The following is a 12,597-nucleotide window of genomic DNA, read 5'->3' as shown; positions in this document are numbered from 1 at the left end:
GTCAGCTTTCTGATCGGTCAGGTTGAAAAACGTTTCCTGAACTGGCGCTGATAAAAGCGGAGTTGCAAACCCATTAAATGTTCCTTTGCCCTTATGATCTCTTATAGTTGATGGACGAGCCAGATCAGCTACGGGAATCACGGGCGGGATAACAGCTATGCACAGCGCGGGCTTTCGGAAGATCACTTTGCGCATGGCGCTGGCGGGCATTCTTCTGCTGGTGATTTTGCCCACGCTGTTGGTTGTGGGGATGGCTCTGCGCCATGCAGGCCTGTCCTTTCAGGAGATGTCACGGCAAAGGCTGCTGGAGACCGCCCGCATCCTGTCCAGCACCAGTGAAGGCGAGATCAGCGCGATTGAGCGGCTTTTGCTGGCAAAAGCGGATCTTCCCTCAGCTTTGCGCGACATCCCTGCGTCTGAGCGCGGGCCTGGTATTGCCCATTATGAGATGATACGCAGCGCGGGTGGCGATTGGGAGATCACTCCTGAGCCGCTGCCCGAGATTGCCCCGATTTTGCGCGAAGCGGCTGAAGCCAATGATACGGCCGTTTCAAATATTATCGAAATGCCGGGGGATCCGGATCGGCTTAATCTTCTCCTCGCGACTCCCGTTCCGCTTGCAGAACCGGATGAAAATCGCCGGAGAGTCATGCTTTACCAGGCCCATCCGCGCGATCTCATCCGGGCATTCGGACGCAGTACAACTAATACCTCTCAGGTTGTTCTGGCGATTACCGATGGCAATGGTCGTCTGATCGGCCGCTCTGTCGGCGGGGATCAGATGATCGGTCGCCCCGTTCCCGATTGGGAAAAGCTGAAATCCTTTGGCACCGAAAGCGGCACTTTTCGTGCTGAGCTTCTGGACGGTGGCGGGGTGGTCTTTGCATTTCAGCGCATTCAGGACACACCGGGCTGGATGGCTGTGACCGGTGAGGCGCAGAAGGGCTATGATGCGCGCTGGCTGACGCCGATCATTTATATGATCTCCGCTTCAACCGGTGCTGTCGTTCTTGGGGTCGTTCTGGCGCTTTTACTGACACGGCAGATTCTGTCTCCGATCCGGGATCTGGTTGAACGCGCGCGCCGTGTGACAGAAGGGGCAAGCGATGAGGAGCGGGGCTCGATTCAGGTCAAGCCCTCGGTCATTCTGGAGTTTGAGACCCTGCGCGAAAGCCTTGATCTCGCAGAGGAAGAGATGGCCTCCCGTCTGCGCGCAGCGCGGGAGTCTGAGGCTCAGGCCCGCGACAGCAATCACAGCTTGCGCGAGGCTGAGCGGCTGGCACGGATTGGCAGCTGGGCTCTGGATTTGCAGACCGGGGCTTTCACAGCCTCGGAAATGATGAGCGAGCTGAACGGTCGGGGCCCCGGGGCGCCGCCCCTGCCGTTCGAAGAACTCGAAAACATTGTCCGCCCCGCAGATTTTCGCCGGATCCGGGAGGCCATCGGCCGCTGCATTGAGACCGGTGAGCCCTATGCCTTTGAGGCTGTTCACTTTCGTGCAGATGGCAGCAGCTTCCCGGTCTGGCTGCAGGGTGAAGCCCGGCGTGATGAAAACGGGGCGATCATCGGTGTCCAGGGGGCAATGCAGGATATTTCCGAGCGGGCGGAGCAGAACGCAAGGCTTGCAGCCCTCGCCGACAATCTGCCGCGCGGCGCGATTTTCCGTATTGAAGTGCGGAACGATTATGAGGTGACCGTCACCTATATCTCCGGCGGGATCGAAGATCTGATCGGCCGTGACCCGGATCAGATCATCGATCATCCGGATGGTCTGGCACGGGCGGTTCACCCGGATGATCGTGAAAACATCATTGCGATGCTCGTGGCCGACTCTCCCGCGGGAACTCAGATTGATCAACAACTGCGGCTTGTTGATCAAGCCGGTCAGCCTCTCTGGGTGCGCGGGCGCGCGGCTCTGCGTATCCCGGTGCCGGGGCAGAAGGTCTGGGACGGTGTGATCCTCGACATTTCGGCAGAGCGTGCGGCGGCCGATGCACTACGTCAGGCGAAACTGGCTGCAGAGACTGCTGAGCGCGCAAAAAGCGATTTTCTCGCCACCATGAGTCATGAGATCCGCACACCGATGAACTCAGTTGTCGGGATGACGCGCCTTGCCCTGAAGACTCAGCTCGACCCGCGGCAGCGCACCTATCTTGAGAAAATCAACAGTTCAGCCAATGTGCTGCTGGGCATCATCAATGATATTCTCGACTTTTCCCGCATTGAAGCTGGCGGACTTGAACTCGAGAAAGCAGCCTTCCGCATGGAGAGCGTGCTGGAGACTGTCGCTTCCGTGAACTCTCTGCGCGCTGAAGAAAAGGGGCTGGAACTCACCTTCAGCGTCGCATCTGACGTCCCTTCGGCGCTTTTCGGTGACAGCCTGCGGCTTGGGCAGGTTCTGACCAACCTTGTTGGAAATGCGATTAAATTTACGACTGAAGGGGATGTTGAGGTTTCAATCCGGCGTCTCGAAAGCACTCCGGAGATCTGTAAACTCGAATTCTCCGTCCGCGACACCGGTATCGGCCTGACCGAACAGCAGATCGGTGGCCTTTTCCGCCCCTTTACCCAGGCGAATACCGATACCGCGCGTATTTATGGCGGGACGGGCCTTGGCCTCGCCATTTGCCGGCGCCTTGTTGAGCTGATGAAGGGGACGATCGGGGTCACCAGTACGCCCGGGCAGGGCAGCACCTTCACCTTTACCGCAGAGTTCTCTGCCGCACCTGATGCTCAGGTCGTTGCAGGCGTCCGGCGCATTGGCCTGCCCGGTTTGCAGGGGCGCCGTGTCCTCGTGGTGGATGATAACGATACGGCACGAATCGCGCTGTCGGAGATGATCCGCGGCTTCGGCATGGTGCCGGACACGGCGTCGGGCGGGGCTGAGGCGCTTGATCTTCTGCAGACCGCGGGGAAAAAGGGGCAGAACTATGATATCGTTCTGCTCGACTGGCGCATGCCTGGAATGGATGGGCTTGAGCTCGCCAGGCTGATCCGCGGTGATACGGCTTTAAGTAAAATGCCGGCCATCCTTATGGTTACGGCATACGGGCATCAGCTTGCTCTCTCGGAGGCCGGGGAAATCGGGCTCCAGGGCGTGTTGTTGAAGCCCGTGACACAGTCAGTCATCTTCAACACCCTCATGCATGCCCTGACCCGAGAGGAAGAAGGGCCGCGGGAGCTTCAACAACCTGATATCAGTGACCTCGGGAAATTCGCCGAACGACTGGCCGGGCGGCGTGTGCTCGTTGTCGATGACAACGCGTTAAACCTTGAGGTTGCATCCGAATTTCTGAGCCTCGTGGGGGTGATTTCCGAGACTGCTTCGAATGGTCGCGAGGCAATCGCCCGCCTGGAACAGGATCGCTTTGACGCTGTCCTGATGGATGTCCATATGCCGGTGATGAATGGGCTTGAAGCGATTCGTGAAATTCGTAAACGGCCGGAATGGCAGGATCTTCCTGTGATTGCGCTGACCGCTCAGGCAAGTGTTGAGGACGAAATGGCAAGCCGCAGTGCGGGTATGAACAGCCATCTGACGAAGCCATTGGACGAAACCCTGCTCTATCGCACCCTTACGGAACTTCTTCCGACGACAGAAGCTGCACAGGCTGCACCAGTCAGCCAGGAAGCTGCTCTGCTGCCACAAGACAATCGCCTCGCCGATCTGTCGCGCCGTTTTGGTGGATCGGGGCGGCGTCTTTCACGGTTTCTTAATGGCTTCCTGCGAGACTTCAGCACTATGTCTGAAGATTACGCGGAAATTGAAAAGACAGCCTCTCTGACCGAGATTGCTGACTTTGCCCATCGGGTCAAAGGGGTAGTTGGTTATGTCAATGCTACTGCCCTCTACGAACTCAGCGGACAGGTCGAACTTGATGCCCGGGCCGGGCGTACAGATGCTGTGAAGGCCAGCAGCGCAGAGCTTCACCGCCTGATGCAAGTCTGCGTGGCTGAAATCAGAGAGCTGATCCGCTTGATCCCGGAAGAGGAGGCGCCAGCTCCGCCACCGGAAAAGTCGGCGGAGACCCTTCTGACGGATGCGCGATCTGCCCTGCCCCTTGTGCAAAGCGGGGACTTTGCGGCGCGTGGGCAGCTTGAGACACTGGCTGCCGTGCTTCCTGAGGGAGAGTTGCGTCAATTTGCACTGACCGCTCTCACCGAGTTTGATGACCTTGATCTGGATGCAGCCGCCCTCGCGCTTTCCTCTCTCATTACCGCCCTTGAGGCGACAACGGGAGCAGTTATATGAGCTTTTCCGACCCTGCGCCACCGGCACTGCCGACAATCCTTGTCGTCGATGATGACAGACTGAACCGAACTGCTTTGGCCGAGCTGTTGCAGGAGGATCATCGGATCCTTCTCGCGCGTGACGGTGAGAGCGCGCTGGCTCAGTTGGAAAAAACCGATGTCGACCTGGTTCTTCTCGATGTGTCCATGCCGGGGATGGACGGTTTCGAAGTGCTCGCCCGTCTGCGTGAGAGCGAGCGCACTATGTCGGTGCCGGTCATCTTCATCACCGGAAAAACCGAGGAGGCTGAGGAAGAGCGCGGACTTTTGCTCGGCGCCGCTGATTATGTGAACAAGCCGATCCGCGGTGCGGTGGTGCGTGCACGTGTGAGAGCGCACCTTGCCTTGTCGCGTCAGCGCAAAGAGCTGGAATCCTATGCCCGCCAGGACGGGCTGACGGGGATCGCCAATCGCCGTGCGCTTGACGAGGCGACCGAGCGGGCGATTGCTCAGGTGCGCCGAAGTGGCGAGCCTTTGGGCGTGGCAATTTTCGATGTCGATTGTTTCAAGCAGTATAATGACTTCTACGGACATGCTGCGGGAGATGATGTGTTGCGGCATGTCGCAGCGCAGCTGGTTCATGTTGCTCGTCGCAAAGGTGACCTTGTCGCACGGTATGGCGGTGAGGAGTTTTCGATCCTGATGCCGGGATGCGTCGATTTCGCGCCGGTGCTTGAGCATGCGCGGCAGCTTATCGCCTCTGCGGCGATCCCGCATGAGCGCTCCATCGTCGGTCCCGTTCTGACGATCAGCGGCGGCGGTGTCCTGTCGCGGGTGGATGGCTCGACAACCCCGCGCTCGCTTTTCGAAGCGGCGGATAAGATGTTGTATGAGGCTAAGACCGCCGGGCGAAATCAGGTCCGTCTTTTAAAAAAATTGGACGAACCGTAACAAAGTGGCTTAGGGCCGGACCGACCAGGTCTTGCGAGGAAGGTCGGGTCTGGGAAGTTCTTTCACGCTCGCCGTTCTTTTCGGTCACCGTGCCAGCCTGCGCAGGATACGACCGCTCAGATCGTCGAGCGCCCGGCCATAGGCAGCGGCGATCCCGCCGGCGGTTTGGTCTGCCAGCGGCACAGTGATTGCGAATCGTTCAAGGAATTCCCGCATGTGCAGATTGGGCGAGGCGACTGCGAACTGCCCGCTCAGGCGGAAGGTGCCGTCCTGTGCCGCCACGATACGGTCGATGCGCACCTCCAGACGGACATCGGCAGGCTCGCTCAGAGGCCAGGGTTCTGCGGCTACCGATGCACTGCCGCCGAGGTCCAGGCGGCGGGCCAGATCGGCGGTCAGGGCCTCGGCGGAATTATCCGCCCATTCCGCGCCTTTCAGCGCCTTCAATGCGCCGTCAGGCCCCTCTGACAGAATGTCGGCTGCGCTGCCATAGGCCGGAAGCACGATGTCGCGCAGTTCGATTGTGGACACGCGCAGTCGCTGCTGGCTGGAACTGGCCGCCACTTCCGGCAGGAAACGGGCAGGATTGCTGCTGCCACAGGCGGCAAGGGCGAGGGTGCAGAGAAGGAACGCTTGGGAAACTGGTTTCATTATCATCACCGCCCGAAGAGCAAAGAGTTGGGGTTGCGTTCAATCGCGCGCGCAAGTTGAGAGAAGGCCCGCGCCGTGGCCCGCGCTTCGCGCAGCGCGGAGAGCAGCTCATCATTCACCGGCGACCGCGCTCCATAGGCACCGACGAGAGCTTCGGCCTGAGCGACCAGGCGATCGAGCCGCCCGGCCAGTGCGGGCAGATCCTTCGCCGCCAGGGCCACCGCATCGGCAGCATCGCGCGCTGAACTGAGCGTGCCGTTCACATTCTCAACCGTTCCGCCCGCGCGCAGTTCCGCAAGCACGCTCTGGACCTCCTGCAGGGCGCCGCTGAGAGCCGGTGCCAGAGCCTGGGTGTCATCGGATCGGAGGAATTGATCGGCCCCTTCGACCAGGCTGGTCGCCGCTTCGACCAGCTCTTCGGCCTTCAGCTGGCGCACTTTGTCGAGGACGCCGCGCAGATCCGTCAGAACCGGCGGGACCTCAGCGGCAACTTCGGTCAGTCCCGTGGCCGCCTCTTCGACCGATTGCAGGGCGGCAATCAGTCGCTCGGTGCCGTCCTGTTCGGTGAAGGAGGTTAATATCGCGCGAATGTCGCTGAGGACGGAGACCGCTTCGCCCGGAAGTTGCTGAATTTTTTCGCTGCTCAGAAGCTTACGCCCCTCATCCAGGAGGGCACGGGCGGTTTCCGGGACGGCACGGGTGCTGTCACTGCTGACCAACTGTTCGGCGGCGGACATGAGCGAGATCGCCTGCTCCATCACACCTTCAATGGGCAGACGGTTCACCCGCTCCAGCAGACCCTGTGCGGTGGCGCTGAAATCGGGAAGATTTGCGTAAACAGAGGGCAGAATCGGCAGACCGTCAGGGATCTCGCGCAGTTCGGCGGCCTCGGTTTCCGGCAGATCCACAAGTTCGATCACCAGGGCAGAGCCGATCAGCCGCGCCGGGGCCAGTCGCGCGCGCAGGCCATTACGCACCTGTTCGGCCAGGAAATCCTTCAACTCTTCGGGACCGGACCCGGGCTCAAGGCCCATGGCCTCGGGGTTGAGGGCAATGGCGGCCTGCATGCGCACCTTGACCTGACCCTGATCTGCGACAACCCTTGCGCTCACGCCGCTGACCTGGCCCACGACCAGCCCGCGGTAACGTACATCCGAGCCACTGGTAAGTCCCTGAACAGATTGGTCAAACTCAACCGTCAGGCGCAGCGCATTGGCGTCGACGCCGGTCAATACGCTGGATCGTGCGGTGCTTTCGTCTGTGTAAAGCTCAAAGACAGCGCCTTCTTCCAGGGGCTCGCCGAAGCTTGAGACGCTGTCGAAGGCGATGCCGCCAGTGAGTATGGAGGCCAGGTTACCCACCCCAAGGCGCAGCCCCGAGGTACCGAAAGACACTGAAAACCCGGAGGTGTCCCAGAAGCGCGCGGCCGTGGTCAGGCGCGCGTCATAGGGGGCTTCGATGAAAGCATCGACCCAAACCCCTTCCGCTCCGTCGATCAGGCGCGGTGCCTCAATATGGCCCACCTGAATGCCGCGATAAAGCACCGGTGCGCCCGGCGTCAGCCGGTTGCCATCGGCAGCACGCAGGGTGACACGGCGACCTTCGCGGCCCGGCGACAGCAGGGGGGCGGCCTCCAGCCCGGTGAAGCTGCGCACGTCCGCCCCGGCCGTCGGGGTGAAGGCCGTCTCGACGTAAACCCCTGAAAGAACAGTTGAAAGTCCTGAGATTCCCCGGGCGCTGACTTCGGGGCGAACAATCCAGAACTGGGCATTCTCGGGTATATTGGCGGCCACCTCTTTGGCGATTCGCGCGGCCACCACCACATGGCTGAGGTCTGCCGAAAAGCGCACCTCTTCAACCATGCCGATCGGCACATCGCGCAGCCGCACGGCGGTCTCTTTCGCGACAACACCGCCTGCGTTCTGAAAGATGATCTCAATCAGCGTGCCGCGATCATTATAGCTGCGCCAGGCAATGCCCAGCGAGATCGCCACGGCAAGAATCGGCACCAGCCAGACCGGTGAGAGATTGCGCCAGAACGAAGGCTTCGGCGGTGTCGTCTGCATTTCCGGAATATGGCTCATGCGGTCCTGGGTCCCCGTGTCATCCACAGCAGGCGCGGGTCAAAGCTCTGCGCGGCCAGCATGGTAAAAATCACCGAAAGTGCAAAGCTGAAAGCTGCCACTCCCGGGGCAATTGTGGCGGCCATGTTAAAGCGCACCAGCGCTGACAGAATGGCGACCACAAATACGTCGATCATCGACCAGCGGCCGACGAATTCTACAATCTCATAAAGGCGATAGCGAAGATGCCCCTGCATCGGCCAGCCGCGCTGCACCGCGATTGCAAGATAGCCGATCACCAGAAATTTTGACATCGGGATCAGCACAGAGGCGATGAGGACAATGGCAGCGACCCCCCAGGAGCCCATGCCGGCCAGCTCCACCGCCCCGGCGACGATGGTGCTGTCCTGCTGTCGGCCAAGGGTTGAGGTGCGCAGCATCGGATAAAGATTGGCCGGGATATAGGCCACAACGCCTGCGGCCAGCCAGGCCCAGACGTTTTGCAGCCCCGCCGCCTTCTTCAGCCGCATTCCGCAAAGCCTGCAGTTTGCCGCATCGGGCAGGTTCAGGCTGCCGCATTCACGGCAGCCACACCAGCCTGCGTCGCGCGCGGTCACGACCGGCTGCGTTGTTCCAGCGTCCGCCATACCGTTAACCTGCACATAAAACTGTCACTGATCACATTGACCAGAACGAGAGCGACCAGCGCCCAGAAAGCCAGCCCGATGTGCAGGCTGGCAAGTCCTGCGATTTTGACCAGCGCGACTGCCACGCCAATCATAAAGACCTCCGCCATGGCCCAGGGCCGCAGTTCTTCCGACAGGCGGAAGGCCCGGCGGGCGTGGCGCGCGGGAAACCAGCCAAAAGCCATAGGTGCCATTACATAGATCAGCAGTGACAGCCTGAGCGCGGGCAGGATGATGATAAAGGCCGTCACCGCCAGGGTCAGCGGCAGCGTCACCCCATTCGCGAAGCTGAGCGCGGCATCCAGAATAGAGCCCTGCCGCGACATTCCGGCCGCACTCACTTCCAGAAACGGCAGGAAAATCGCCATCATCATCAGCACGAGCGCGGTGGCCGAGAGCATGACGATCTGCGTCATGGCGCTTTTGCGCGGGGCAGAGAGCACGGTGCCGCACCGATGACAAAGCCCCCTGGCACCCGCAGGCACCGCGGTCGCGCGGTTCAGCGCGTCGCAGGTGGGGCAGGCAATCAGCCCCTCCGGAGCGGCGGTCTGATCATTGGGTGCGGCGGCTGTCACGAGGGTTCAGATCCCGATTTGCAGTCAGATCCGAGATTTAGCGGCAATGCCCTTCGCAAACAATGAAATTGGTAGTGAACGGCCGAAGAGGGGCATTCGCTGAAAATTCTCCGGAAGAAAGCCCTCGAGCCTCTGCCTCCGTTAGCGGCTTGTTAGCTCTGAGCCGTTAAATCTGGTCCTGCGGCCCGGGTGGGCTGGCGCATCCCGAAGGATGCAGGCCGCAGAAGGCGCTGTTTGCCACGAAATGTGGCGTTTTCCCGGGCAAAGCCCCGGACAGTGAAGGAATGACACTATGTCCTCCATTCTGACCAATACCAGCGCCATGGTCGCGCTTCAGACCCTTAAAGGGATCAACACCAATCTGAGCAAAACCCAGGACGAGATTTCGACGGGCAAAAGCGTTGCGACCGCCCGTGACAACTCGGCTGTCTGGGCGATTTCGAAGGTGATGGAAGCGGATGTGAAAGGCTTCTCCGCCATTTCCGCTTCTCTTGCTCTTGGCTCCAGCACTATTGCTGTTGCGCGTGACGGCGCTGAGACGATCACCAATTTGCTGACCGATATGAAGCAGAAAATCGTGGCGGCTCAGGAAGACAACGTCGACCGTGCCAAGATCCAGACGGATATCAAAGCTCTGGCCGCCCAGATCAAATCCGTTACCGATGCTGCGCAGTTCAATGGTCTGAACATGCTCAGCAATAAGACCAATAAAGCCGGCGCGGACACCGTCGATGTTCTTTCTTCGCTCGATCGCAGCTCAACGGCGGTAAATGCGGCAAATATTACGGTTGGCCGCCAGGATCTGACGACGACGCAGGCATCGCTCACCGCAGCTGTTTCTACCGCCGTCGGCTCTGCTGTGACTCTTAATGCCACGCAGAGCGTGACAGTCACTATGGCGCCTGCCACGGTCATCACTGCCGGGATGGGCTTCGCAATCAGCTTAACGGGTGCTGCGCCTGCGACAGGCGCAAAATACACGGCGGCGAGTTATACCACCGGCACCGCTGTCGCTGATCAGAACAAAATTGCCTATGTTGCACGCGATGGCGACACTCAGGCAGATGTGATGCGCGGGCTTGCCGGCGCGCTCGCAGGCTTCATGTCGGCTTCGGGACTGGACACGGATGTTCTTGCGGTTTCCGCCAGCGCCAACACTCTGACATTCACCTCAAAGGTGTCAGATGCTGACCACACCATTGCCATTTCGGTTAGCAGCGGTGCAACAGCGGCGGGAAACGTTATCGGTGGTGGTCTGGCTGCCCTCGATAAATTCGATGTCTCGACCAAGGGGGGCGCGAAATCAGCCCTGATGGGCATTGAGGGCATGTTGCAGACTTCGATCGCCGCGGCTGCGAAATTCGGTTCTGCTCAGGGACGGATCGATATTCAGGCTTCTTTTGTCAGTAAACTGACTGACTCTCTGAAAGCTGGCATCGGCAGCATGGTCGATGCGGATATGGAAGAGGCTTCGGCTCGTCTGCAGGCTCTGCAGGTACAGCAGCAGCTTTCGATCCAGGCGCTCTCTATTGCCAACCAGGCGCCGCAGAACATCCTGGCACTCTTCCGCTGACAGCAGGTCAGGGCGCGGCAGGATGCTGCGCTCTGACACTTCCCTCCTGTTAGATCGGAGATCCTGAGATGACGATGCAAAATCTCGCCCGCACAGCTTACAGCCAGCCGCTCGCCCCTTCTCGCAGCCCCCGCTCGCTCGAATATGACCTGCTGGCCCGCGCCAGCCAGTGCCTTCGTCTTGGCTGGGAGCATCGAAGCAGCAATTTCGCCAGCCTCGCGAGGGCGCTGCAGGATAACAACGCGCTGTGGGCGACCCTCGCGGCGGATGTTGCGGAGCAGGGCAACGGCCTGCCCGCGCCCCTGCGTGCCAACCTTTTCTACCTTTACGAGTTTACCCAGCATCACAGTCGCCGTGTGCTGTCGGGCGATGCCGGGGTCGATGTTCTGATCGACATTAATACCTCAGTCATGCGCGGCTTGCGCGGTGAGCCCGGAGGTTGCGGATGAGTGGTCTCGTGTTGAAGCTTGGCCCCCACGAGCGGGTCCTTATAAACGGTGCTGTCATCGAAAACTCCGAGCGACGCATCCGTTTCTCTATCCTCACGCCAGGTGCAAATGTTTTGCGGATGCGCGATGCCATTCATCCCGACGATGTCACCACGCCGGTGCGCAGGCTTTGCTATATGGCGCAGCTTCTGCTCTCTGGAGATATGCGTGAGGACGGTGCCAGACTTCAGCTCCTCCGGGGGATTGAGGAGATCAGTCAGATCATGACTGATGCAGACAGTCGCCTGCTGCTCGCCGCTGCGTCTCAGGCCGTTCTGGAAGAGGCACCTTATCAGGCGCTGAAAGCCTTGCGTGCCCTGTTGCCGAGGGAGCGTCGCCTGCTGGCGGCTGCGCGGCAATGAGCTATCTGCCTGCACTTCCATCGGGCGCCTATATCGGCTGGCTTTCCTGGCAACGACAGGGGGCAATGCACCAGAAGGCTTTCGACAATTCTGCCGCGCAGCTTCGCAAAGCCGATTATTTCCGCGAGAATATCTCAAAAGCAGTTACTGCAGAGGCGCTGGTGTCTGACCGGCGGTTGCTGGATGTAGCGCTTGGTGCATTTGGCTTAAGCGAGGATCTCAACAGCCGATTTTTTATCCGTAAGGTCCTTGAGGGGGGCACCCTCAAAGAGGGTGCTCTCGCGCTGCGCCTTTCCGACCCGCGCTACCGCGAGCTTGCGGCTGCCTTCGGTTACGGCGACTTCAGCGTGCCGTCTACGGTTCTGTCTGACTTTCCTGACAAAATCCTTTCCGCTTGGAGAGAGAGATCCATGGAGGTCACGCTCGGTCAGGTGAACGAGCCGTTACGGGTGGCGTTGAATGCTCAGCGGGAACTGCCAAAGATCGCAGAGAAAAAGACCACCAGCGAAAATACGAAGTGGTTCTCCATCATCGGACAGCCTGCGTTGCGCGAGCTGTTTCGGAAAGCATTTAATCTGCCGGTGGCTTTCGGAGCGCTCAATCTTGACCGGCAGGTTGCCATTCTTTCAGAAAAATCCGAAGCGCTGCTAGGTGATCCTTCACCGGCGCAGTTTACCAATCCGGAAAAGACTGAAAAACTCATTCGCCGATACCTGCTGCAGACGGATAGGGAGAATGTCGGCGCGGGCTCGCCCTCTGCCGCCACCCGCGGAAGCGCTGCGCTCGCGCTGCTTTCTAAGAGCAGGCGCTGAGCAGAGGGGTAATCATCCCCTTTTTAACGGGGCTCTGGCGTAGAATTCAGGCAGCCAGTTTTTAGCTTTTGGGCTGGCGTCATGCCGCCAATACCCATGTTGGGACGGTCGTGATTGTATGTCCAGAGCCAGTTGGTGGCGATGTCCTGCACCTCCTGGATGCTGTCAAAGATATATAGGTCCAACCACTCGTGTCGCACGGTGCG

At 60.0% G+C, this 12,597-nt stretch carries 12 protein-coding genes; 6 read left to right on the top strand and 6 right to left on the bottom strand.

Annotated elements, in window-relative coordinates:
* On the bottom strand, positions 1–195 hold a 195-nt coding region (locus EP867_RS20090), incomplete at its 3' end, for a hypothetical protein (protein ID WP_206616373.1).
* Between EP867_RS20090 and EP867_RS17800 the strand changes: the two genes are divergently transcribed.
* Both EP867_RS17800 and EP867_RS17795 read left to right on the top strand, forming a co-directional pair.
* The gene (locus tag EP867_RS17800) at positions 194–4,252 is read left to right on the top strand and encodes a response regulator (RefSeq protein WP_241656963.1); all 4,059 of its coding nucleotides are present in this window, start codon (positions 194–196) and stop codon (positions 4,250–4,252) included. The genes EP867_RS20090 and EP867_RS17800 overlap by 2 nt on opposite strands.
* Positions 4,249–5,181 carry a GGDEF domain-containing response regulator gene (locus EP867_RS17795; RefSeq protein WP_128490809.1) on the top strand — a complete coding sequence of 311 codons (933 nt, stop codon included), beginning with the start codon at positions 4,249–4,251 and terminating at the stop codon, positions 5,179–5,181. The genes EP867_RS17800 and EP867_RS17795 overlap by 4 nt, the downstream gene beginning before the upstream one ends.
* A gap of 84 nt (positions 5,182–5,265) precedes the next feature.
* On the opposite strand, the gene EP867_RS17790 is transcribed toward EP867_RS17795, so the two are convergent.
* The 4 genes from EP867_RS17790 to EP867_RS17775 are packed head-to-tail and all read right to left on the bottom strand — an operon-like array spanning position 5,266 to position 9,156.
* Complete coding sequence (locus EP867_RS17790; RefSeq protein WP_164888935.1) at positions 5,266–5,832, bottom strand: PqiC family protein; 567 nt, start codon at positions 5,830–5,832, stop codon at positions 5,266–5,268.
* Between the two features lie 5 nt (positions 5,833–5,837).
* Positions 5,838–7,916 carry an MlaD family protein gene (locus EP867_RS17785; protein ID WP_241656962.1) on the bottom strand — a complete coding sequence of 693 codons (2,079 nt, stop codon included), beginning with the start codon at positions 7,914–7,916 and terminating at the stop codon, positions 5,838–5,840.
* Positions 7,913–8,542, bottom strand: a complete 630-nt coding sequence (locus EP867_RS17780; RefSeq protein WP_128490807.1) for a paraquat-inducible protein A — start codon at positions 8,540–8,542, stop codon at positions 7,913–7,915. The genes EP867_RS17785 and EP867_RS17780 overlap by 4 nt, the downstream gene beginning before the upstream one ends.
* On the bottom strand, positions 8,509–9,156 hold the full coding sequence (locus tag EP867_RS17775) for a paraquat-inducible protein A (protein WP_128490806.1): 648 nt from the start codon (positions 9,154–9,156) through the stop codon (positions 8,509–8,511). Before EP867_RS17775 ends, EP867_RS17780 begins: the two co-directional genes overlap by 34 nt.
* Positions 9,157–9,448: 292 nt before the next feature.
* Between EP867_RS17775 and EP867_RS17770 the strand changes: the two genes are divergently transcribed.
* The 4 genes from EP867_RS17770 (at position 9,449) to EP867_RS17755 (ending at position 12,391) form a co-directional block, all read left to right on the top strand.
* A complete protein-coding gene (locus EP867_RS17770) occupies positions 9,449–10,729 on the top strand; it encodes a flagellin (RefSeq protein WP_128490805.1) in 1,281 nt (426 codons plus the stop codon).
* A gap of 68 nt (positions 10,730–10,797) precedes the next feature.
* On the top strand, positions 10,798–11,178 hold the full coding sequence (gene flaF / locus EP867_RS17765; RefSeq protein WP_128490804.1) for a flagellar biosynthesis regulator FlaF: 381 nt from the start codon (positions 10,798–10,800) through the stop codon (positions 11,176–11,178).
* Entirely contained in the window at positions 11,175–11,579 is a 405-nt protein-coding gene (gene flbT / locus EP867_RS17760) for a flagellar biosynthesis repressor FlbT (protein WP_128490803.1), read from the top strand. Before flaF ends, flbT begins: the two co-directional genes overlap by 4 nt.
* Entirely contained in the window at positions 11,576–12,391 is an 816-nt protein-coding gene (locus tag EP867_RS17755; protein ID WP_128490802.1) for a DUF1217 domain-containing protein, read from the top strand. Before flbT ends, EP867_RS17755 begins: the two co-directional genes overlap by 4 nt.
* 23 nt (positions 12,392–12,414) lie before the next feature.
* On the opposite strand, the gene EP867_RS17750 is transcribed toward EP867_RS17755, so the two are convergent.
* The coding region (locus tag EP867_RS17750; protein WP_164888934.1) for an integrase core domain-containing protein at positions 12,415–12,597 on the bottom strand (183 nt) is incomplete at its 5' end.

The sequence above is a fragment of the Falsigemmobacter intermedius genome, from assembly GCF_004054105.1.
In the GTDB taxonomy this organism is placed as follows: Bacteria; Pseudomonadota; Alphaproteobacteria; order Rhodobacterales; family Rhodobacteraceae; genus Wagnerdoeblera; species Wagnerdoeblera intermedia.
Note: the sequence above shows the minus strand (reverse complement) of the source record. Positions and strands in the feature narration are given on the sequence as shown.

Coding starts and splice junctions, on each gene's coding strand:
- EP867_RS17780 (WP_128490807.1), bottom strand. CDS start 8,542: ATGGCGGACGCTGGAACAACGCAGCCGGTCGTGACCGCGCGCGACGCA.
- EP867_RS17785 (WP_241656962.1), bottom strand. CDS start 7,916: ATGAGCCATATTCCGGAAATGCAGACGACACCGCCGAAGCCTTCGTTC.
- flbT (WP_128490803.1), top strand. CDS start 11,175: ATGAGTGGTCTCGTGTTGAAGCTTGGCCCCCACGAGCGGGTCCTTATA.
- EP867_RS17770 (WP_128490805.1), top strand. CDS start 9,449: ATGTCCTCCATTCTGACCAATACCAGCGCCATGGTCGCGCTTCAGACC.
- EP867_RS17790 (WP_164888935.1), bottom strand. CDS start 5,832: ATGAAACCAGTTTCCCAAGCGTTCCTTCTCTGCACCCTCGCCCTTGCC.
- EP867_RS17755 (WP_128490802.1), top strand. CDS start 11,576: ATGAGCTATCTGCCTGCACTTCCATCGGGCGCCTATATCGGCTGGCTT.
- EP867_RS17800 (WP_241656963.1), top strand. CDS start 194: ATGGCGCTGGCGGGCATTCTTCTGCTGGTGATTTTGCCCACGCTGTTG.
- EP867_RS17795 (WP_128490809.1), top strand. CDS start 4,249: ATGAGCTTTTCCGACCCTGCGCCACCGGCACTGCCGACAATCCTTGTC.
- flaF (WP_128490804.1), top strand. CDS start 10,798: ATGACGATGCAAAATCTCGCCCGCACAGCTTACAGCCAGCCGCTCGCC.